Raw genomic sequence first — 23,179 nt, forward strand, 5'->3', positions numbered from 1 at the left:
CGACGTGCGCCGCACCCCGCTGCCCACCTACCCGTTCCAGCGCAGGAGCTACTGGCCGACGGCCGCCGCTCCGAGCCGGCGCCGGCCGGCCCCGGAAGCCGCCGACGGCCCCGCCGCCGCGCCGTCGCCCGAGCCCGTCCGGCCGGCTCCCGCGCCGCGGACGCCGGAGCTGGACGAGGCGACCGTGCGGTACCAGGCCGGTGAACTGCTGCTGGCCGAGCTGTCCCGCGTGCTGATGATGGAGCCCGACGAGATCGACCCCCAGGCGTCCTTCTCCGACTACGGCGTGGACTCGATCCTCAGCGTCAAGCTCGTCGCCGCGGTCAACCACGCCTTCGCCGTCGAGCTGCCGAGCACCGCACTCTTCGAGCACAGCTCGCTCGACCGGCTGACCGACCATCTGGTCACCCGGTACGCGCCCCAGGTGCGGTCCGTCCGCGCCCTGCGCGAGCCGTCGGCCGAGGCCGTCACTCCGGTCACCTCCGTCGCTTCCGCCGCCTCCGTGGCGGCGCCCACCGCCCCGGCTTCCGTCCCCGCGGCCCCCGCCGACGAGCCGCACGCCCCGGTCGCCCCGAACACCCCGGACGACGACGGCATCGCCGTGGTGGGCATCGCCGCCCGGTTCGCGCAGTCGCCCGACGCGGCCGCCCTGTGGGCACACCTCGCCGCGGGCGACGACCTGGTCGGCGAGGTCACCCGCTGGGACCTGGCCAAGGAGCTGGGCGCGGGCGCCGAGCGCCAGTACGGCAGCTTCGTCGACGACATCGAGCGCTTCGACGCCTGGTTCTTCCGCATGTCCGGCAAGGAGGCCACCCACACCGACCCGCAGCAGCGCATCTTCCTGGAGGAGTGCTGGCACGCCCTGGAGGACGCGGGCTACGCCGGTGAACGGCTCGACGGCCGCGGCTGCGGCGTCTACGTCGGCGGCTCGCCCAGCGACTACCAGCAGCTGATCGGCGACGACGCGCCACCGCAGACCCTGTGGGGCAACATCTCCTCGGTCATCGCCTCGCGGATCTCCTACTTCCTCGACCTGCAAGGGGCCGCGCTGTCGGTCGACACCGCCTGCTCCAGCTCACTGGTGGCCGTCCACCAGGCGTGCCAGGACCTCCGCCTGGGCAACACCTCCATGGCGCTGGCGGGCGGGGTCTTCGTCCAGTCCACGCCGATCTTCTACCGGTCCGCCGTGCGGGCGAACATGCTGTCCGCCCGCGGCCGCTGCCACACCTTCGACGAGCGCGCCGACGGCTTCGTGCCGGGGGAGGGCGCCGGCGTGGTCGTGCTCAAGCGGCTCGCCGACGCACTGCGCGACGGCGACCAGGTCTACGGGGTGATCCGCGGCTCCGGCATGAACCAGGACGGCACCACCAACGGGCTCACCGCGCCCAGCGCCGGATCGCAGGAGCGCCTCCTGCGCGGCGTCCACGAGCGCGCCGGCGTCGACCCCGCCGGCATCCAGCTGATCGAGGCGCACGGGACCGGCACACCGCTGGGCGACCCCATCGAGTTCGAGGCGCTGCGCGCCGCGTTCGGTGACGCGCCCGAGGGCGGCTGCGCCCTGGGGTCGGTCAAGACCAACCTGGGGCACACCCAGTTCGCCGCGGGCGTGGCCGGCGTCATCAAGGTGCTGCTCGCGCTGCGGAACGAGCAGCTGCCGCCGTCGCTGCACTTCCGCCGGGCCAATCCGGCGATCACGCTGGCGGGCAGCCCCTTCTACGTCAACACCGAGCTGCGCCCGTGGCCGGCGCCCGCCGACGGTCCGCGCCGCGCCGGCGTCAGCTCGTTCGGCGCCGCGGGCACCAACGCGCACGCGCTGATCGAACAGGCCCCGGCCGTGCGGACCGCCGGGCACGCCCCGCGGCGGGCCTGGCTGATCGTCCTGTCGGCGCAGGACGACGCCGGCCGCCGCGCCCAGGCCGAGCGCCTGCTGGAGCACGTCCTCACCCACGAGGACCTGGACCTGGGCGATATGGCCTACACCCTGGCCACCGGCCGCCGCCACTGCAGCCACCGCTGGGCGGGCGTGGCCACCGACCGCGAGCAGCTCATCGCCGCCCTGCGGACCTGGCTGCGCGACGGCCGGGCCGCGCACGTGGTCACCGGTGAGGCGCCCGACGGGCACCGCCGCCAGGACCCCGCGGCCGCCGCCCGCGCCGACCTCCTGATGGCCGGGCCCGACCGCCACGACGGCCTCACCGAGCTGGCCGAACTCTTCGCCCAGGGCCAAGACCTGCGCTTCGCCCCGCTCTTCGGCGACGGCGGCTTCCGGATCGTGTCCCTCCCGGCCTACCCGTTCGCGGGCGAGCGCTACTGGGTCGGATCGCGCCCGGAGGTACCCGCCGCGCCCCCGGCCCCCGCCCCGATGGGCGCCCCCGCTCCGGTCACCGCCCCGTCGCCGCTGGCGGGCCGCCGGCTGGACCGCGATCCCGGATCGCCGTCCTTCGCCGTGGAGCTGACGGGCCGTGAGTTCTTCCTCGACGACCACCGGGTGCGCGGGGTGCCGGTGCTCCCCGGCGTGGCCTATCTGGAGCTGGCGTACGCGGCGGCCCGTGCCGAGGGCGTCGACCCCGCCGGCGCCCGCCTGCGCAACGTCGTCTGGTCGCGCCCCGCGACGGTCACCGGCCCGACCCCGGTCGAGATCACGCTGCGGCCGGGCGGCGACGGCGCCTTCGGCTACGAGATCACCACGGCGTCCGGCGGCGAAGGGCCCGTGGTCCACGGGCAGGGACGCATCGAGCGGTGGGCGCCGCCGTCACCCGCGCGCCTGGACATCGCCGCGCTGCGCGCCCGGTGCGATCTGCGCACCGTCGAACACGACGACTGCTACCGGCTCTTCGACCGCATGGGCATCGGCTACGGCCCGGCCATGCGGGGCATCCGGCGGCTCCACGTCGGCGCCGGGCTCGCCGTCGCCCGCCTGAGCCTGCCGCCGGCCGCCCGGGACGGCGCCGGCTGGGACCTGCACCCCTCGCTGCTCGACGCCGCCGTACAGGCCACCTTGGGCCTGTCGCTGGCCGAGGACACCGACACCGTGGCGGCGGCGCTGCCCTTCGTCGTGGAGGAGGTGCAGCTGCTCGCCCCCGGCCCGGCCGACGGATGGGCCGTGGTGCGGCCCGCGGCGGGCGACCGCGGCGGAGCCGTACGCCGTATCGACATCGAACTGTGCGACGACGAGGGGGCGGTGTGCGTCCGCCTGCTCGGGTTCACCGCCCGCGTCCTGGCCGCCGGTGACGACCCGGCCGGCGGCGACCGCACCGCGGACGGCGGCACCCGGCGCGGCGACACCGGGGACGCCGCCCTCACCCTGATGCGCGCCGGCTGGCGCCCGGCCGAGCCCGCCCGCGCGGCGCGTCCGCCGGAGCGGCACGAGGTGCTGCTCGGCTCGCTCGCCGGGACCGACCCCGACGCCGTCCGGGACGCGCTCGGCGTGCCCTGCACCGCGCTGCCCGAGGACGGCGACGTGGCCCGGCGCTTCACCCGCCAGGCCGAGACGGTGCTGGCCCGCCTCCAGCAGCTCGTCCCGGCCACCCGCGACGGGCAGGTCCTGCTGCAGGTGGTCGTGCCCGCCGACGGCGACGACCGGGTCCTCGCGGGCCTGGGCGGCCTGCTGCGCACCGCCCGCATGGAGCACCCCAGGCTGCTGACCCAGCTCGTCGAGGTGCCGACGCCGGTCGACACCGCCATGCTGTGCGCGCGTCTGCGCCAGGACGCGGCGAGCCCCGGCGACGAGGCCGTGCGGTACTCCGGCGGGCAGCGCCGGGTGCCGCAGTGGACCGCTGTCGAGGACACCCGGCCGGTCCGCCCGTGGAAGGCCGGCGGTGTCTACCTCCTCACCGGGGGAGCCGGCGGGCTCGGCGCGCTGTTCGCCCGCGAGATCGCCCGGCAGGCGCCCGGCGCCGCCCTGGTGCTCTGCGGGCGCTCGCCGGAAGGCCCCGCCCAGCGTGAACTCCTGCGTGAACTGGGCGAATTGGGGGCGACGGCCGCCTACCGGGTGCTGGACGTCGCCGCACGCGACGCCGTGACCGCCTGCGTACAGGACATCGTCGCCGAGCACGGCCGCCTCGACGGCGTCGTGCACACCGCCGGTGTGGTTCGCGACGGCTACCTGGCCCGTAAGAGCGCCGCGGAGCTGCGGGAGGTCCTCGCCGCCAAGGTCGCCGGCCTTGTCCACCTCGACGAGGCCACCGCCGCCCTCGACCTGGACTGCTTCATCGGGTTCTCCTCGCTGTCGGCCTACGGCAACCAGGGCCAGGGCGACTACGCCGCGGCCAACGCCTTCATGGACGCCTACGCCGGCCTCCGCCACGAGCGGGTGGCCCGCGGTGAGCGCCGCGGCCGCACCCTGGTCGTCGGCTGGCCCCTGTGGGCCGACGGCGGCATGACGGTCGACGCCGCCACCGAACGCCGCCTGCACGAGCGCGTCGGCATGGTGCCGATGCGCGCCCCGCACGGCGTGGAAGCGCTGGAACGCGCCTTCGGCACCGGCGACCCGCACGTCCTGGCGGTCTTCGGCGACCGCGCCCGCATCGACGCCACCCTCCTCGCGGCCCCGCGGCCCGAGGACGCCGCACCGGCGGTGATCGCACCCGACCGCGCCGCCCTGCACGCCGAGGTCCTCGGCCGCGCCCTCGGGCACGCCTCCGCGGTGCTGGGCGTGCCGTCGCAGGAGCTCGACGGCGCGGTGGAGCTGAGCGAGTACGGGTTCGACCCGGTCTCGCTCACCGCGTTCGCCGCCCGCCTCACCACGGAGTTCGGGCTCCCGCCCGCGCCCAAGCCCTTCGCCGGACACCTGACCCTGGGAGAGGTCGTGGACCATCTGCTCGACAACCATCCGGACCGCTTCGGGACACTCCCGCCGGCTCCCGCGCCCGAGCGCGCCGCCGGGCCCGCGCCCGCCGCGGCGCCCGCCGCGCCGGCCGCCCGGGAGCAGCAGCACAAGGCGCTGCTGAAGAGGCTGATCGCCCGCGTGTCCGTCCTGCTGGACGTGCCCGCCGAACGGATCACCGGCGCGGCCGAGATGACCCGCTACGGCTTCGACTCCCTGTCGTTCATCGGCTTCGCCAACGAGCTCAACGCCGAGTTCGGGCTCTCGCTGGCCCCGACCCTGTTCTTCGAGAACCCCACCCTGGACGGGGTGGTCGACCACCTCCTCGACCACCACGCCGACCGCGTCGCCGCCACCGCGGCACAGCAGTCGGCACCGCCCGCGGCGGGCCCTGCCGCCCCGGAGCCCGCGGCGGCCCCCGCCGCCCCGGAGCCCGTGACGGCCGGCGCCGGCACGTCCCGTACGCAGACGCCCGACAACGAGCCGATCGCCGTCATCGGCATCAGCGGCCGCTTCCCGATGGCCGACGACCTCGACGCGTTCTGGGAGAACCTCAGCGCGGGCCGCGACTGCACCCGTGAGGTCCCCGCCGACCGCTGGGACTGGCGCGCCCACTACGGCGACCCCGTCAGGGAGCCCAACACCTCCCATGTGACGTCCGGCGGCTTCATGGACGGCGTCGGCGACTTCGACCCGCTGTTCTTCGACATCTCCCCCAAGGAAGCGGAGCTGATGGACCCGCAGCAGCGGCTCCTGATGCTGTACGTGTGGAAGGCGCTGGAGGACGCCGGATACTCGGCGGGCGCCCTCGCCGGCACGAACACCGCCCTCATCGCCGGCACCACCAGCACCGGCTACAGCACCCTGGTCACCCGGTACTCACCGGTGATCGAGGGGTACGACATCACCGGCGCGGCCCCCTCGATGGGCCCGAACCGGATGAGCTACTTCCTCGACCTGCACGGCCCCAGCGAGCCCGTCGACACGGCCTGTTCGAGCGCGCTCGTCGCCCTGCACCGGGCCGTCCAGGCCCTCCGCGACGGCCAGTCGGACCTGGCCATCGCCGGCGGCGTCAACACGATGGTCAGCGTCGACGGGCACATCAGCATCTCCAAGGCGGGCATGCTGAGCCCCGAGGGCCGCTGCAAGACCTTCTCCGACCGCGCCGACGGCTACGCCCGTGGTGAGGGCGTGGGGATGCTGGTGCTCAAGAGCCTGTCGGCGGCCGAGCGCGACGGCGACCATATCTACGGTCTGATCCGCGCGACGACCGAGAACCACGGCGGCCGGGGCAGCTCCCTGACCGCGCCCAACCCCAAGGCCCAGGCCGCCCTCCTGAAGGAGGCATACGGCAAGGCCGGGATCGACCCGCGGACGGTCGGTTACATCGAGGCGCACGGCACCGGCACCAAGCTCGGCGACCCGGTGGAGATCAACGGGCTCAAGGCGGCGTTCCGCGAGCTGTACGAGGAGCGGGGCGCGGTGGTCGAGGAGGCCCACTGCGGTGTCGGCTCGGTGAAGACCAACATCGGTCACCTCGAACTGGCCGCGGGCGTCGCCGGTGTGATCAAGGTGCTGCTCCAGATGCGGCACCGCACTCTGGTCAAGAGCCTGCACTGCGACACCGTCAACCCGTACATCGACCTCGACGGCAGCCCGTTCCGCCTGGTGCGCGAGCAGCAGCCGTGGCCCGCCCCGCACGATGCGGAGGGCCGTGAACTGCCGCGCCGGGCCGGCGTCAGCTCGTTCGGCTTCGGCGGCGTCAACGCCCATGTCGTCCTTGAGGAGTACGTGCCGCGCACGGCACCCGAGCCGGACCCGGGGCCCACCGCACCGGTCCCCGTCGTGCTGTCGGCGAGCCACCCCGACGTGCTGTGCGCACTCGCCGAGCGCTGGGTGGAGGCGCTGCGCCGCGGCGACTACGCCGACACCGACATGGCCTCGATCGCCTACACCGCGCAGACCGGGCGCACGCCCATGACCGAGCGCCTGGCCTGCCTGGCCCGCACGACCGGCGAACTGCGGGAGGCACTGGAGTCCTGGCTGCGCGGCGAGCCCGTCGCCGGCGTCTTCCGCGGCACGGTCCCGCGCGGCGTCGACCTGCCGGACGCACCGGCCGGGTTCGGCCCGCACGACGACCGCTCCGCCGCGGACCGGCCCGAGTGGACCCGTCTGCTCCGGGCCTGGGCCGACGGCGCCCCCGTCGACTGGGACCGCCTGCACACCGGGCGCCGCCCGCGCCGGATCGCCCTGCCGACCTACCCCTTCCGCCTCCGGCGCTACTGGGTCGACACCACGCGGCCCGCGAGCGGCACCCAGCCGGCGGCACTGCACCCGCTGGTGCACACCAACACCTCGGATCTCGACGGGACCCGCTACACCTCGCACTTCACCGGCCGCGAGTTCTACCTCACCGACCACCGCGTACGCGCCCAGGTGATGGACACGGTCTCCACCTGGCGGCCCGGCGGCCGGCCCACCGCCTCCGACGGCCCCGCGGACGCCGCCGTACCGGTGCTGCCGGCGGCGGCCTACCTGGAGATGGCGCGCGCCGCCGCGGTCCAGGCGGCCGGCGGCGACGCCCACTCCTGGTCGCTGAAGCTGGCCTCCTGGCTGCGCCCGCTCACCGTCGAGCAGGCGACCGACGTGCACACCGCGCTGACCACCCGGGCCGGCGGCGGACTGGGCTACGAGGTGTACGTGGTGGACGAGGACGGCGAACGCGTCGTCTTCGGCCGCGGCCAGCTGCGCGCCGCGACCGCCGCGCCCGCCGAGCGGCTGGACCTCGCGGCGCTGCGCGCGCAGTGCGACGGCCCCGTGCTCGACGCCGGGGCCTGCTACGCACGCTTCGCCGGCATCGGCATGGCCTACGGTCCGGCACTGCGCGGTATCGAGCGCCTGCACACCGGCTCGCGGCAGTCGGTGGCGCGGCTGCGGCTGCCCGCCGCCGCGTCCCGCGAGAGCGGCCACGTACTCAACCCGGCCCTGTTGGACGCCGCCCTGCAGGCCACGGTCGGCCTCTTCGTCGACGCCCCGGGCACGCCCCGTACGGCACTGCCGTTCGCCCTGGCCGAGTTGGAGGTGCCCAGGGCGGTCCCGGACACCGGCTGGGTGGTCGTCCGCTTCGCCGACGACGACCACCCGGGCGCGGTGCGCCGCCTCGACCTCGACCTGTGCGACGACGACGGCGAGGTGTGCGTACGCCTGCGCGGCTTCAGCGTCCGCACGCTCGGCGGCGAGCCCACCGGTGACGGCGGGCCCGCCCGGCTCGCCGAAGCGGCACCCCGGTCGCCGTCCGGGTCCGACGACGCCTACCTGCTGGACCTGATCGAAGCCATTGGCCGGCGCGAGATGAGCGCGGACGAATTCAAGAGGAGCCTGGCATGAGCACCACCCGCATCACATCCCTGGACGATCTGCACCGGCTCATACGCGAGGGACAGCTGGGGCAGGACGAGGCGCTCCGCCTGATCCGCGACTGGAAGCAGGCGCAGGCGCAGGCACCGGCCGCCCGCCCGGCCGACGCCGCCGACACCGAGGACCTGACGGAGCGGGTCTGCGCCGTCGTGGTGGAGAAGGTCTGCGAACTGCTGAAGGTCACCCCGGACGACCTGGACGTGCAGGTCGACCTCAGCGAGTACGGGCTCGACTCCCTCGTCATCACCCAGCTGGTGAACATGGTGAACGACGCCCTGGGCCTGGAGCTGGTGCCCACCGTGCTGTTCGAGCACGCGACGATCCGGGCCTTCGGCGCCCACCTGGTCGACGAGTACGGCCCGGCGCTCGCCGCCCGCCTGGGGCTCCTCGCGCCCGGCGCCGCCGCGGAGCCGCCGGCCGCGGAGCCCGCCGCCGCACCGCCCACCGGCCCGCCCGCGCCGCCCGCGGCCCTCCCCGCCCGGGCCGCCGTGCCCGTCCCCGCGCCCGCCGACCGGCAGGGCGACCCGATCGCGGTCGTCGGCATGAGCGGCCGCTTCCCCCAGGCCGAGGACCTCGACGCCTTCTGGCGGAACCTGCGCGACGGCCGCGACTGCATCGCCGAGGTCCCCGCCGACCGGTGGGACTGGCGCGCCCTGTTCGGCGACCCCTTGCAGGAGCCGGGCCGGACCAACGTCAAGTGGGGCGGCTTCATGGACGGCGTCGCCGACTTCGATCCGCTGTTCTTCGGCATCGCCCCGAGGGACGCCGTCCACATGGATCCCCAGCAGCGCCTGCTGATGCTGTACGTGTGGAAGGCGCTGGAGGACGCCGGCTACGCCGCCGACGCGCTGGCCGGCAGCAGCCTCGGCCTGTTCGTCGGCACCAGCGACACCGGCTACGGCCTGCTCTCCGAGCGCAGCAGCGGCCGGGGCGACAGCGTCACGCCCACGGGCAGCGTGCCCTCCGTCGGCCCCAACCGGATGAGCTACTTCCTCGACGTGCACGGGCCCAGCGAGCCGATCGAGACCGCCTGTTCGAGTTCCCTGGTCGCCATGCACCGCGGCGTCGTCGCGCTCGAACGCGGCGAGTGCGAGATGGCCGTCGTCGGCGGCATCAACACCATGGTGATCCCCGACGGCCACATCAGCTTCGGCAAGTCCGGGATGCTCAGCGTCGAGGGCCGCTGCCGGACCTTCTCCGACCGCGCCGACGGCTACGCCCGTGGTGAGGGCGTGGGGATGCTGGTGCTCAAGAGCCTGTCGGCGGCCGAGCGCGACGGCGACCACGTCTACGGTCTGATCCGCGCGACGACCGAGAACCACGGCGGCCGCTCCAACTCCCTGACCGCGCCCAACCCCAGGGCCCAGGCCGCACTGATCCGCCGGGCCTACCGCGCCGCCGGCATCGACCCGCGGACCGTGGGCTACATCGAGGCGCACGGCACCGGCACCGCGCTCGGCGACCCGATCGAGATCAACGGGCTCAAGGCGGCGTTCCGCGAGCTGTACGAGGAGCACGGTGCGGTGGTCGAGGAGGCCCACTGCGGTGTCGGCTCGGTGAAGACCAACATCGGCCATCTCGAACTGGCCGCGGGCGTCGCCGGTGTGATCAAGGTGCTGCTCCAGATGCGCCACCGCACGCTCGCCAAGAGCCTGCACTGCGACACCGTCAACCCGTACATCGACCTCGACGGCAGCCCGTTCCACCTGGTGCGCGAGCAGCAGCCCTGGCCCGCACCGCACGATGCGGAGGGCCGTGAGCTGCCGCGCCGGGCCGGCGTCAGCTCGTTCGGCTTCGGCGGCGTCAACGCCCATGTCGTCCTTGAGGAGTACCTGCCGCCCGCCGCGCCGCCGGTGCGCACGCCGGAACCGGTGGCCGTCGTCCTGTCCGCCCCGGAGCCCGAGCTGCTGCGCGCCCGGGCCCGGCAGCTGGCCGACCGCATCGACTCGGGCCGGCTCGGCGAGTCCGACCTGCCGGACCTCGCCTACACGCTTCAGGTGGGCCGGGTCGCGATGGACGAGCGCCTCGCCTTCCTGACCGACTCGCTCACCGATCTGCGCGAGCGGCTGGGCACCTTCCTCGACCGCGGCACCGCACAGGGGCTGCACACCGGGCGGGCCCAGCGCCAGGGGCCGTGGAACGAGCTGGCCGGCGACGACGACATCGCCCTCGCCATCGACAGCTGGATAGCCAAGGGCAAGCTCGGACGCCTGCTCAAGCTCTGGGTCACCGGCTTCGACGTGGACTGGCGGCGCCTGTACGCCGGCCGTCCGATGCGGCGCATCCCGCTGCCCGTCTACCCGTTCCAGCTCCAGCGCTACTGGATCGCCGACGCCGGGCGCGCTGCGCCGAGCACACCGCGGCCCCCGGCACCGGTGACCGCGGCGCCGACCGCACCACCGTCGCCCTACCGCCGCGAGCTGACCGGGCAGGAGTTCTACCTGCGCGACCACCGTGTGGCGGATACGCCCGTCCTGCCCGGCGCCGCCTACCTGGAGTTCGTGCGCGACGCGCTCACCCGGGCCACGGCCCACGGCACCGCCACGGGCGTGCGCCTGCGCGAGGTGACCTGGCTGCGTCCCCTGGAGGTGACGGCGCCGCGCACCCTCACCGTCGAAGTGGCCCAGGGCGGTGGGGCGTTCGAGGTGTACGCCGACGGCGTTCTGCACGCGCAGGGCACCGCGCACACCGACCCCGCCCTCCTCGCCGCCGACCACACCCACGACATCGACGCCCTGTGCGCGAACCTCCCCTCCCGGCGCGAAGGCGCCGAGTGCTACGCGCTGTTCGCCCGCATGGGCCTGGCATACGGCCCCGCGTTCCGGGGCGTGCGGGAGCTGTACCACGGTGCGGACACCGCCCTTGCGCGGCTGCTCCTCCCGGAGGAGGCGGCGGACACGTCGACGCTCAACCCGGGCATGCTCGACGCCGCCCTCCAGGCGACCCTGGGGCTGTCGCTCGCCGAGCACGCCGACGCCCCGGACGGGACGGCGCTGCCGTTCACCGTGCGCGAGGTACAGGTTCTCGCCCCCACCCCGGTCGAGGGCTGGGCGCTGGTGAGCCGCGCCGCGGACGACCGCCCCGACTCCGGCGTACGCCGCCTGGACATCGACCTGTGCGACGCGCGGGGCAACGTCTGCGTACGGCTGCTGGGCTTCAGCACACGGATGAAGCCGGGCCCGGCGCCCCGCGCCGCCGAACCGGCCGCCGCGCCCGCCCTGCTGATCCAGGCGGACTGGCGCGACGCCGCGGCACCGCGGCACCTCGGCGACGACGTCGAGCGGCATATCGTCCTGTGCGAACTCCCGGAGACGGACGCCACCGCGCTCGCCGGGGCACTGGGTACCGGCGCCACCTGCGAGACCTGGCAGGCCGACGGCGAGACCCCCGCCCGCTACACCGAGTACGCCGAGCGGCTGCTGGAGCTGCTGCGCGACCAGGCGCGGCAGACCACCCGGGCGCCGCGCCTGGTCCAGGTCGTCACCCCCGCGCACGCGCCCTGGCTGGGCGGGCTGAGCGGCATGCTCCGCACGGCCCGCATGGAGCACCCCAAGCTGCTGACGCAGTGGATCGAGCTGGACGGTGCCGGGGAGCTGTCCCCGGCCGAGCTGGCCGGACGGCTGCGGTGCGACGGCGCCGACCCGGCCGAGGAGGCGGTGCGCTACCGCGCCGGACGCCGGCAGGTCTCCCAGTGGCGCGAGATGGCACCGGCCGCCCCCGAACTGCCCTGGCGCGACGGCGGCGTGTACCTGCTGACCGGCGGCGCCGGAGGGCTCGGCGCCCTGTTCGCCGAGGACATCGCCCTGCGCGTCGAGTCGCCCGCCCTGGTCCTGTGCGGCCGCAGCCCCGCGGGCCCGGCACAGCGCGAACTGCTGGCCGCCCTGCGCGCCCTGGGCGCCCGTGCCGAATACCGGGTGCTCGACGTCGCCGACCGGGCCGACGTGACCCGGGCCGTACGCGAGGTCCGGGCCGAGTACGGCGCGCTGCACGGCGTCGTGCACGCCGCCGGAGTGCTGCGCGACGGCTTCGTGGCCAGGAAGACCGCCGACGACCTCCGCGCGGTGTTCGCGGCCAAGGTGGCCGGGCTCTACCACCTCGACGAGGCGACCGCCGCCGTCCCGCTCGACTGCTTCATCGGCTTCTCCTCCATGGCCGCCTTCGGCAACGTCGGACAGGCCGACTACGCCGCCGCCAACGCCTTCATGGACGGATACGCCGCCCACCGCGCCCTGCTGGTGGACCGGGGCAGCCGATCGGGCCGCACCCTGATGGTGAACTGGCCGCTGTGGGAGAAGGGCGGCATGGGCGCCGACCCGTCGACCGTCCACCTCCTGGAGTCCGTGGGCATGCGGCCGATGCGCGCATCCGTGGGCGTCGCGGCCCTGGACCGGGTCTGGGCGGCCGGTCTGCCCAGCGCCATCGCCCTCGACGGCGACCACGCCCGGATGCGCGAGCGCTTCCTGCCGCCGCTCCCCGTGCCGGAGACGCTCCCCGAGCCGGAGGCCGCCGCCGAACCTGCGCCGGCCGCCGCGCCGACACCGGTCGCCGCACCGGCCATCGAGCCGGCGCCCGCGACCGCACCGGCGCCCGCCGCCGCTCCGACGCCCGCCGCCGCACCGGCCGACGAGCCGGCCGATCCGCAGGCCGTGGGAGAGCTGGTCGCGGACCTCATGGCGACGCTGCTGGAGGTCGACGTGGAGACCCTGCGGTGGGACAAGTCCCTGGGCGACTACGGCTTCGACTCCATCTTCATGATGCAGTTCCTCACCCAGGCGCAGACCCATATCGACGCGTCCCTCACCCTCGACGTCATCGCCGGCTGCGAAACGCTCCAGGACGTCGTCGACGCGATCGCCGGCACGGCCGCCGCCCCGGAGCCGGCCGCGAAGGCGCCGGTCGAGGAGGCCCCGGTGGAGCCGGCCCCGACCGCCCCCGCGCCGGCCGCCGCCCCGGCCCGGCGCGCCGAGCCCGCCTCGCCGGGCGACTTCCCCGAACTGGTCCGGATGAACGGAGTCACCTCCGGCCGACCGGTGTTCTGGGTCCACCACGGCAACGGCGGCGTGGAGTCCTACGCCCCGCTGGCCGCCCGCTGCCCGCGCCCCTTCTACGGAATCCAGCCCAAGGGCTGGATCGACTCCACCGACATCCTCACCGGCCAGTACGCCATGGCCGAGCACTACGCGTCCCTCATCCTCGCCGTACAACCGGAAGGCCCCTACGACATCGGCGGGTTCTCCCTGGGCGGCCTGTTCGCGTACGAGACCGTGCGCCAGCTCCAGCTCAAGGGCGCCGATGTGCGCACACTGGTCATGCTGGACACGCTGGACGCCGCATCCACCAACAAGGCCAACGCCCTCATCGTCGGCGGGAACTTCGACGCCGACGTGGTCACCAAGGTGAGCGACTTCCGCGCCGTCAACCTGATCCTCGGCAACGACCGCTTCGACTCGCACGGCGGCGCCAGCCCCATCCTGAACCGCGACGAGGTCGACACCGCCCTGGACCCCGCGGCGTTCCTCGACTCCCTGATCGCCGCCGCCCTCGACCGCGGCGTGCGGAAGACCGAGGCGCAGCTGCGCTCCCGCGTCCGGCAGCTCTCCCGCTACTTCGAGGCCACGCAGGGCGAGACGTACACGGTGGACCCGCTGCCGCGGCGCGACGGACTGCGCTGCTACTACCTGCGCAACCGGGGCGGTAAGTTCTTCGGAGCCTTCGAGGAGCACATGGTGCTCTTCCCGAACCCCGACCTGCCCACCGTGGACGGCGTCGCCTACTGGCAGGAGTGGGCCGACCAGATCGACGACTTCTTCACCATCGACGTCGACACCTCGATGCACGCCGAGGTCATGACGGCCCCGCAGTCCCTCGACAAGCTGATGCGCCTGGCCGACCGGCTCTACACCGCCGAGGACGCCGCCGCCCCGGCGACCTCCGGGCAGGAGGGCCGCTGAGATGAAGGCAGTGGTCTTTCCCGGACAGGGCGCCCAACAGCGCGGCATGGGCCGCGAGTTGTTCGACGCCTACCCCGAACTCGTCGACCAGGCATCCGAGATCCTCGGCTACTCCCTGCGCACGCTGTGCCTGGACGATCCGCAGCGGCAACTGGGCCGCACCGAGTACACCCAGCCCGCGCTGTTCGTGGTCGGCGCGCTCGCCCACCGGCAGTGGCGCGAGAACACCGGCGGCGAGCCGGACTTCCTCGCCGGGCACAGCCTGGGGGAGTACTGCGCCCTGCACGCCGCCGGCGCCTTCGACTTCGCGACCGGCCTGCGCCTGGTCCAGCGGCGCGGTGCGCTGATGGCCCAGGCGCGGGGCGGCGGTATGGCGGCCGTGGTCGGGCTCGACGCGGCCCGGCTGGGCGAACTCCTCGACGAGGGCGGCTTCTCGGGCCGCCTGACCGTCGCCAACGACAACGCCCCGCGGCAGAAGGTCGTGTCCGGTGACACCGCGACCGTCGACGCGCTGGTGGCCCACCTCGACGCGCGCGACGTCCGCTGTGTGCGACTGAACGTCTCCGGCGCCTTCCACTCGCCGCTGATGCGCCAGGCACAGCAGGACTTCGCCCGCTTCGTCGACGGGTTCGCCCTCGGGGCCCCCGCGACGCCGGTGATCGCCAACGCCACGGCGCGCTCGTACGTCCCCGGCCGGACCGCGCAGACGCTCGTCGACCAGATCGTGCGGCCGGTGCGCTGGACCGAGAGCGTGCACCACCTCCTCGACCAGGGCGTCACCGACTTCGTCGAACTCGGCGGCCGGGTACTGGGCAAGCTGATCGACCAGATCCGCTCCGCCCCGCGGCCGGCCGCCCGCCCCGAGGTACCGGCCGCACCGCTCGAAAGGCCGGCCGCCCCCATCGACACACCGGCCGCACCGCTCGATGCGGCGGACGGCGCACGGGGCCCGCAGCCCGGCACACCGGCCGCCGCGCTCGGCAGCCCCGTGTTCCGCCGCCGGATGGGCGTGCGGCACGCCTACGCCGTGGGCGGTATGTACCGGGGCATCGCCTCGGCCGAGATGGTCGTCAGGCTCGGCCGAAGCCGCATGCTCGGCTTCCTGGGGACCGGTGGTCTGCCGCTCCCGGAGATCGAGCAGCGGGTGAAGGAGGTCCAGCACGGCCTGGCCGACGGGCAGCCCTACGGCGTCAACGTCCTGGCCGACCACGACGACCCCGCGGCCGAACGCGCCCTGGTCGACCTGCTGCTGCGCCAGGGCGTCCCCGTCATCGAGGCGTCGGCCTTCATGCAGATGACCCCCGCGCTGGTCCTGTACCGGGCGCGCGGACTGCGCCGCGGTGCCGACGGCCGCACCGTGTGCGACCACCGCGTCATGGCCAAGGTCTCCCGGCCGGAGGTCGCCGAGCAGTTCATGGCGCCCGCCCCCGAGCCCGTCCTGGACCGGCTCCGCCGGGAGAACGCCCTCACCGACGAACAGGTCCGGCTCGCCCGGACGGTGCCGATGAGCCACGACATCACGGTCGAGGCGGACTCCGGCGGGCACACGGACGGCGGGGTCGCCACGGTGCTGCTGCCCGCCATGCTGGGGCTCCGGCAGCGCGCCCAGGACCGGTACGGCTACCACGAGCCGATCTGCCTGGGCCTGGCCGGCGGCCTGGGCACCCCCGCGGCGCTGGCGGCGGCCTTCATGCTGGGCGCCGACTACGTCCTGACCGGATCCATCAACCAGTGCACGGTGGAATCCGGTATGAGCAACGAGGTCAAGGACATGCTGCAGGACGCCGGTATCGCCGACACCGGCTACGCGCCCGCGGGCGACATGTTCGAATTCGGCGCCAAGGTGCAGGTGCTCCGAAAGGGCGTCTTCTTCCCCACCCGGGCCAACAAACTGTTCTCCCTCTACTCGCACTACGACGGCCTCGAAGAAATACCGGAGAAAACCCGCTCCTTGCTGGAACGGACCTACTTCGGAAAGAGCGTCGAAGAGGTCTGGGACGAGGTATGCCGCTATCTCCGATCGCAGGGACGCGAGCCCGAAATCGACCGGGCCGAAACCGAACCCAAACACAAAATGGCCCTGGTGTTCCGCTGGTACTTCTTCCACTCCACACGCCTGGCGATGAACGGCGCAGGCTCGGGAAAAGTGAACTACCAGATCCAGACCGGGCCGGCGTTGGGCGCCTTCAACCACTGGGTCGAAGGCACCGAACTCGCCTCGTGGCGGCGCCGCCACGTCGACCGGATCGGCCTGATGCTGCTCGACGGCGCCGCCGAGCACATCGCCACCGCCTGCCGGCACTGGCACGACACCCTCGGAGCGCCCCGTGCGTGACGGACCCCCCACCGCAGTCGAGGAGAACGTGATGACCGCTCCGTCCACGGGCATCGAAGTCCGGCTCGCCGCCCGCCCCGAGGGGTGGCCGACCACCGCGGACTTCTCGGTCGTCCGGGCGGAACTGCCCGCCGTCAGGACCGGCCAGGTGCTGATCCGCAACCTGGTGATGAGCGTCGACCCGTATATGCGCGGGCGGATGAACAGCACCAGGTCCTACGTGCCGCCGTTCGCCGTCGGCAAGGCCCTCGACGGGGGCGCCGTCGGCGAGGTCGTCGTCTCGAAGTCACCGCGCCTGGCCGTCGGCGACCTGGTCCTGCACGGCCTCGGCTGGCGGGAGTACGCCGTCGTGGGCGCCGCCGGCGTGGTCCGGGTCGACCCCGCGCTCGCACCGCCCGGCGCCTACCTCGGCGTGCTCGGCATGCCCGGTCACGCCGCCTGCACCGGGTTGCTCAAGGCCGCCGAATTCCGTGCCGGCGACATCGTGTTCGTCTCCGGGGCCGCGGGCGCGGTGGGCTCCCTCGTCGGACAGATCGCCCGGCTCTGCGGCGCGAAACGGGTGATCGGATCGGCGGGGAGCGCCGAGAAGGTCGCCTATCTCACCGAAGAGCTGGGCTTCGACGCGGCCTTCGACTACAAGGACGGACCGGTCCTCGAACAGCTGGCGAGGGCCGCACCGGAGGGCATCGACGTCTACTTCGACAACGTGGGCGGCGACCATCTGGACGCGGCCCTGATGGTGGCCAGGCTGGGCGCGCGGTTCGCCCTCTGCGGCAATGTGTCGCAGGTCAACGACGAGGACGGCCCGACCGGCCCACGGAACCTGGCACAGGCCATCGCCAAGGGCATCACCCTGCGCGGTTTCCTCGTCTGGGGCCACGGCGACCTGAGCGAGGAGTTCACCGCCCGCATGGGCGGCTGGCTGGCATCCGGCCGGATCTCCTACCGGGAGACCGTCGTCGAAGGGCTTGAGAACGCGCCCACCGCGTTCATCGACATGCTGCGCGGCGCCAACACCGGGAAAATGCTCGTGAGAATCGCCGAATGAGGCCGCCGCGCCGCGCAGCGGAATTCGGCGAACTCCCCGCATTTCCCGGACTCCATGGAAAATCCCGGGCACATGTTCCCTCATCGCCCTCCGGTCGGTATGGTGATCTCACGCGCGGATCCCCTGCGGACGCCATATCACCGGCGCGCAGCGGGCGCGCTTTACGCCCCGCGTATCGACTTCCCCACCGGTCTTGCCGTTCCCGGCAATTCGGCCCGCGGCGCGTCGGCGGTTTCCGGCCGACCGAACCCGCGCACCCAGGCATCCACCGTGCAGACACCACCGTCTGATGCACCGGAAAGAAAACGGAGAACTCTCATGTCCAGCACCTCCACGCCCACGTCCCCGGCCGAGTCCGCCGTCACGGCCACCCCCGTCCCCGAAGAGGTCGGACGCCTCTACGACCGCCTCACCGCACTGGACACCGACGCGGTCGGCGGCAGCCTCCACCTCGGCTACTGGGACGTCGACGACAACGACACCCCGCTGGTGGAGGCGGCCGACCGGCTCACCGACGAGATGACCGACCGGCTGCGGATCGTCGAGGGCCGGCGGGTCCTCGACATCGGCTGCGGAGTCGGCCAGCCGGCCATGCGGATCGCCCGGCGCACCGGCGCGCACGTCACCGGCATCGCGATCAGCAAGGACCAGATCGCCCGCGCCACCGCCCTCGCCGAGAGCGCCGGCCTGAGCGACCGGGTGGAGTTCCGGCACGCCGACGCCATGGAACTGCCCTTCCCCGACAACTCCTTCGACGCCGCCGTCGCCATCGAGTCGATCTTCCACATGCCCGACCGCGGGCGGGTCCTCAGCGAGATCCGCCGCGTCCTGCGCCCCGGCGGCCGCCTGGTCCTCACCGACTTCTTCGAGCGCGGCCCCATCCCCGCCGAGAAGCAGCCCGCCGTGGACCGGCTGCTCCGCGACTTCATCATGACGCTGGCCCGGCCCGAGGACTATGTGCCCCTGCTGCGCGACGCGGGCCTCCGCTTCGTCGAGCTCCTCGACATCACCGAGCAGAGCGTGCGCCAGACCTTCGAGCAGATGAGCCGCGGCTCCCAGGAGATGCAGACCGTCTTCGACGACGAGGCGGAGGAGAAGTTCAGCCCCGCCTCCATGATCGACGTCGATGAGTTCGGCTCCGTGCTGCTGACCGCTCAAAAGCCCCTCTGACCGGGGACGTTCTCATGCGGTGGCGCCGCAGGAGCGCCGTCCCGGCCGCCGGGCGACGACGCCACGCACCTCCGGCGCCACCGCGCACCCACCACCCACCAGGAGCGAGATCCCGTGACCGAACCGACCGACGGCGGCACCCCGCCCGCCTTCCCCTTCCCCCGCACCTGCCCCTACCGGCTGCCCGCCGAGTACTCCGGCCTCCGCGAGAGCGGGCTCGTAGCGCAGGTGGTGCTGCCGACCGGCAAGCCGGCGTGGATCCTGACCCGCTACGACGATGTGCGCAAGGCGCTGCTCGACCCGCGTCTGAGCTCCGACCGCGCCGATCCGAACTTCCCGATGCTGGTCGAGATGGCCCGCAGCGACAAGGACTCCACCCTGTCCCTGGCGGGCATGGACGCGCCCGAGCACACCAGGGCGCGGCGCGCCGTGGTCGGCGAGTTCACCTTCCGTCGGATGGAGGCGCTGCGGCCGCGGATCCAGGAGATCGTCGACGAGTGCGTCGACGCGATGCTCGCCGGCCCCAAACCCGCCGACCTGGTCAAGGCGATGTCCTTCCCGGTGCCGTCCCTGGTCATCTGCGAGCTGCTCGGCGTGTCCGTCGACGACCGCGACTTCTTCGAGGACCGCACCTCCCGCATGCTCAGCATGACCCTCCCGCCGCTGACCCGGCAGCAGGCGTTCTTCGACCTGCAGGCGTACCTGGACGAACTCGTCACGACCAAGGAGAAGACCCCGGGGGAGGACCTGCTCAGCCGCCAGATCGCCAAGGGCCGCACGGACGCCTCCTACGACCACGACGCCCTGGTCGACCTGGCGTTCCTGCTGCTGACCGCCGGGCACGACACGACCGGGAACATGATCTCGCTGGGCATGCTCGCCCTGATGGAGTCGCCCGAGCTGCGGGCCCGCATCACCGGCGACCCCGGCAGCACACCGCAGGTCGTCGAGGAACTGCTGCGCTACTTCACCATCACCGACATCATCACCACCCGCGTGGCCAAGGAGGACGTCGAGATCGGCGGGCAGACCATCCGCGCCGGCGAGGGCGTCTTCGCACTGGGCGGCGCGGCCAACCACGACCCGGACGTCTACGACGACCCCGGGAAGCTGGACGTCGACCGCGGCGCACGCCAGCACCTCGCCTTCGGCCATGGCGCGCACCAGTGCCTCGGACAGAGCCTCGCCCGCATGGAACTGGAGATCGTCTACGACACCCTGCTCCGCCGCATCCCTTCGCTCCGCCCGGCCGGCCCCGCCGAAGCCCTCCCGCTGAAGAACGACGCGGCCATCTTCGGCCTGCACGAGCTCCCGGTCACCTGGTAGGCGAGGTCCGCGCGCGCAAGCGCCGGGGATTCGGCGCGTCACTCAGTGGCGGGGGGTATTTCGCATTAGCCTTCAGTAACTGTATGGATTCGATCGATTACCGACCAAATCCATTCGATCTACCGGAGATGATATGCAAAAGCTTCGCAAGGCTGCCGTCGTGACAGTCGTCCTCGCCAGCGTCGGCCTCGTCGGCACCGGCACCGCCTACGCCGGCGGCACGGGCGGCGGCACCCCCGGCCGCGCCCAGGCGACCCGTGTCGAGGCCCCCCAACAGCAGACGGTCCGCCAGGACATCGGGCAGCAGTGGGGCGACCATCACCACCGCCGCAAGTCGCACAGCCACAGGGTCGAGATCCGCCAGCACACCTCCTGCCGGACGCACGAGGCGAACGTCGACATCCTCGGCAACGTAGGCATCCTCAACGGCCTGTTGGCCAACGCCGGCGGTGGCGAGGGCAGCTCGGGCGTGCAGCACACCAGGGTCGGCACGCACGTGGGCTGCAACAACATCATCCGCAGGTAACGGAAGGCGCGCCCCGACCCCAGCCGCGGGCGCGGTGCCGGGCCCACGCGAGCACGGTCGCGTGGGCCCGGTCGACAGCGGGCTCCATGCCCCATGTTCTCGGGACAGGGATGAGAGGAAATGTCCGAACACCTTCTCCGCGAGAAGATGCGCAGGCTGTTCGACGTCTATGACATCGACGGCAACGGGTACATCGAGCGCGGCGACTTCGAAGCCCTCGCACGACGCATCAACGAGAGCTTCGCGGACACCGGTTCGCCGCGAGCCGCCGAGGTGACCGCCGTCCTCAACGACACGTGGGAGGACATGGCCTCCCGTATGGACGTCGATTCCGACGCGCGCATCTCCCTCGAAGAGTTCATCGCCGACAAGCTCGACGCGGCGCGAGACGGTGCGGCCGCATCGCGCAGGAAGACCCGGCAGGAACGGCGGCGCCTGCTCTTCGGGGTCATGGACCGCGACGGCGACGGAACCATCGGCCTGGACGAGCACCGGCGCTTCTACCGGGCCTTCGGAGTCTCGGCCGCGGACGCCGAAGCGACCTTCGCCGTGCTCGACGTGAACAGCGACGGTCTGCTGTCCGTCGACGAGATGGTCGAGGCGTCCCTGGAGTACAGCACCAGCGCCGACCCCCAAGCCCGCAGCAACGACCTGCTCGGCCCGCTGACCGCATAGGGCGAGCGAGGGCGGGGGCGAGGGCGTCGGCCCCTGCCCGTAGGGTGGGCGCGATGATCAGGGATACGCGCATCTGCTTCATCGGTGACTCCTTCGTCCAGGGGATCGGCGACCCGGAGTATCGGGGCTGGGTCGGCCGGGTGCTTGCGGAGACCCGCGGCGACATCACGGCCTTCAACCTCGGTATCCGGCGCAACACCTCCGAGGACGTCCGGCACCGCTGCTGGCGGGAGGTCCTGCCCCGCACCCTGACCGACGCGGACAACAGGCTGGTCGTCTCCTTCGGCAGCAACGACGCGGTGGTGGAGGCCGGTACGGTCCGCGTCGACCCCGCCCGCTGTCTGGACAACCTGGCCGCCATCCTGGACGAGAGCCGGCGCCGGGCGATCGCACCGCTGGTGGTGGGCCCGCCACCGGTCGTCGACGCGGGCGAAGCGCATACGCAACGGACCCTGCACCTCGCCGACGGGATGGCGGCCCTCTGCCGCGCCCGGCACATCCCGTTCATCGCCACGACCCGGGACCTGGCCGACGACCCCGTCTGGACCCGGGAAGCCATGGCCGGTGACGGTGCCCACCCCGGCGCCGGCGGCTACCGGACGCTGGCCGGCCTCGTCCTCGCCGGCCCATGGCACGAATGGATCGCCCGCGCGGACCACCACCGGAGCTGAGCGGACGGCGCGTCAGCGGCGCCGGGCGAGGGTCACCCCGTCGCACACCGGCAGCATCACCGCGTCCACCCGCTCGTCGGCCGCGACCAGATCGTTGAGCCGCCACATCGCCACATGGTGTTCCTGCTGGTACGCGGGGTCGAGGACGCGGCCGCCGAGGAAGACGTTGTCCGGCACCACCAGTCCGCCGGGACGCAGTCGGCGCACGATCTCCTCGTAGTACGCGGGGTAGTTGGCCTTGTCGGCGTCGATGAAGGCGATGTCGATGACCGGCTCGGCGTCGAGCGTGCCGAGCGTCTCCAGTGCGGGGGCGAGGCGCAGGTCGATCGGGGCGGACCACTCCACGGCGAGGTCCTCCTGGGTGGCGAAGCCCACCAGGTGACGGGTGATCACCTCCTGGACCCGGGCCTGCTCCTCTGTGCCGAGGGCCTGCCCTCGTACGACCCGCACGGGCTGGTCGACACCTCGCCCACCGACCGGTACGAGCGGCCGGCCCTCGCCGACCGCGCCCTGCGCGAGGCGGCGCACCTGGTCACCGCCTGCTCGACCTGCTCGGAGGGCCGCTGCGGGAAGGGTATGCGCACCGCCGGCGCCGCTGAGCCACCTGGCAAACCACCGGCCGTGTCCGCCCGAGGGTGCATCGGCGGGCGACGAGACCGACACGGCGACCGTCAAGTGATCGGCGCGTCGTTGAAGTGGTTGTGGGATATGTCGTATTAGCCTTCGGTAACTGTACGAAGTCGATCACTCACAGATCGCATCCGTCCAACTTACCGGAGATGAATCAATGCGCAAGCTTCACAAGGCTGCCGTTGTGGTCGCGGCCCTCGGCAGCGTCGCGTTCCTCGGCGCCGGCACCGCTCAGGCCCACGACGGCAAGGGAGGCGGCGACACCTGGGTCGTCAAGTCGGGCAGCTCCTGCCGGTCGCACGACCTGAACGTCGACGTCCTCGGCGAGGTCGGCATCCTCAACGGCGTACTGGGCAACGCCCTCAACGGCGAGGGCCCGGCAGGCGCCCAGTCCACCCCGATCGGTTCGAGCATGGGCTGCAACAACCTGGTCGGCGGCGGCGGCAAGTAAGCACAACGGGCCCGGTGTCCAGGCGCAAGCCTGGCACCGGGCCCTTCTGCGTGTGGGGGCCGCCGGTCGACGGCTGCTCCGGAAGGCTCCGCCCACCGCCCCGGCCACGGCGTCCGCACATGGCACCGGCCCGCGCACCGTGCGCGGGCCGGCA

General features: G+C 73.3%; 11 protein-coding genes (1 of these 11 running past the window's edge). 10 read left to right on the forward strand and 1 reads right to left on the reverse strand.

What is annotated here, in order from left to right:
- From ACZ4NB_RS05555 to ACZ4NB_RS05595, 9 genes are all read left to right on the forward strand, one after another.
- Nucleotides 1-8,212 carry the end of an SDR family NAD(P)-dependent oxidoreductase gene (locus tag ACZ4NB_RS05555; protein ID WP_467658485.1) on the forward strand. It extends 16,043 nt beyond the left edge of the window, so the window shows 8,212 of its 24,255 coding nt (coding positions 16,044-24,255); its start codon lies off the left edge, out of view; the stop codon is at nucleotides 8,210-8,212.
- Entirely contained in the window at nucleotides 8,209-14,193 is a 5,985-nt protein-coding gene (locus ACZ4NB_RS05560) for an SDR family NAD(P)-dependent oxidoreductase (protein WP_467658487.1), read from the forward strand. The genes ACZ4NB_RS05555 and ACZ4NB_RS05560 overlap by 4 nt, the downstream gene beginning before the upstream one ends.
- 1 nt (nucleotide 14,194) lies before the next feature.
- Nucleotides 14,195-16,528 (forward strand): ACP S-malonyltransferase, encoded by a 2,334-nt coding sequence (gene fabD / locus ACZ4NB_RS05565; RefSeq protein WP_467658488.1) that lies wholly within the window; start codon nucleotides 14,195-14,197, stop codon nucleotides 16,526-16,528.
- Between the two features lie 31 nt (nucleotides 16,529-16,559).
- On the forward strand, nucleotides 16,560-17,576 hold the full coding sequence (locus tag ACZ4NB_RS05570) for an NADP-dependent oxidoreductase (RefSeq protein ID WP_467658489.1): 1,017 nt from the start codon (nucleotides 16,560-16,562) through the stop codon (nucleotides 17,574-17,576).
- A gap of 318 nt (nucleotides 17,577-17,894) precedes the next feature.
- Nucleotides 17,895-18,746, forward strand: coding sequence for a methyltransferase domain-containing protein (locus ACZ4NB_RS05575; protein WP_467658491.1), 852 nt, complete (start codon nucleotides 17,895-17,897; stop codon nucleotides 18,744-18,746).
- A gap of 114 nt (nucleotides 18,747-18,860) precedes the next feature.
- Nucleotides 18,861-20,072, forward strand: a complete 1,212-nt coding sequence (locus tag ACZ4NB_RS05580; protein ID WP_467658492.1) for a cytochrome P450 — start codon at nucleotides 18,861-18,863, stop codon at nucleotides 20,070-20,072.
- Between the two features lie 133 nt (nucleotides 20,073-20,205).
- Nucleotides 20,206-20,598, forward strand: coding sequence for a hypothetical protein (locus tag ACZ4NB_RS05585; RefSeq protein ID WP_467658494.1), 393 nt, complete (start codon nucleotides 20,206-20,208; stop codon nucleotides 20,596-20,598).
- 120 nt (nucleotides 20,599-20,718) lie between these two features.
- A complete protein-coding gene (locus ACZ4NB_RS05590; protein WP_467658495.1) occupies nucleotides 20,719-21,273 on the forward strand; it encodes an EF-hand domain-containing protein in 555 nt (184 codons plus the stop codon).
- Between the two features lie 53 nt (nucleotides 21,274-21,326).
- On the forward strand, nucleotides 21,327-21,944 hold the full coding sequence (locus ACZ4NB_RS05595) for a GDSL-type esterase/lipase family protein (RefSeq protein ID WP_467658497.1): 618 nt from the start codon (nucleotides 21,327-21,329) through the stop codon (nucleotides 21,942-21,944).
- A 12-nt stretch (nucleotides 21,945-21,956) separates the two neighbouring features.
- Here the strand turns inward: ACZ4NB_RS05595 and ACZ4NB_RS05600 are convergent, their stop codons facing one another.
- Nucleotides 21,957-22,472, reverse strand: coding sequence for a hypothetical protein (locus ACZ4NB_RS05600; RefSeq protein ID WP_467658498.1), 516 nt, complete (start codon nucleotides 22,470-22,472; stop codon nucleotides 21,957-21,959).
- A gap of 259 nt (nucleotides 22,473-22,731) precedes the next feature.
- On the opposite strand from ACZ4NB_RS05600, the gene ACZ4NB_RS05605 reads away from it, so the two are divergent.
- Nucleotides 22,732-23,025 (forward strand): hypothetical protein, encoded by a 294-nt coding sequence (locus ACZ4NB_RS05605; protein ID WP_384428364.1) that lies wholly within the window; start codon nucleotides 22,732-22,734, stop codon nucleotides 23,023-23,025.
- Nucleotides 23,026-23,179 lie beyond the last annotated feature (154 nt).

This window comes from Streptomyces sp. NPDC026575, assembly GCF_055567415.1.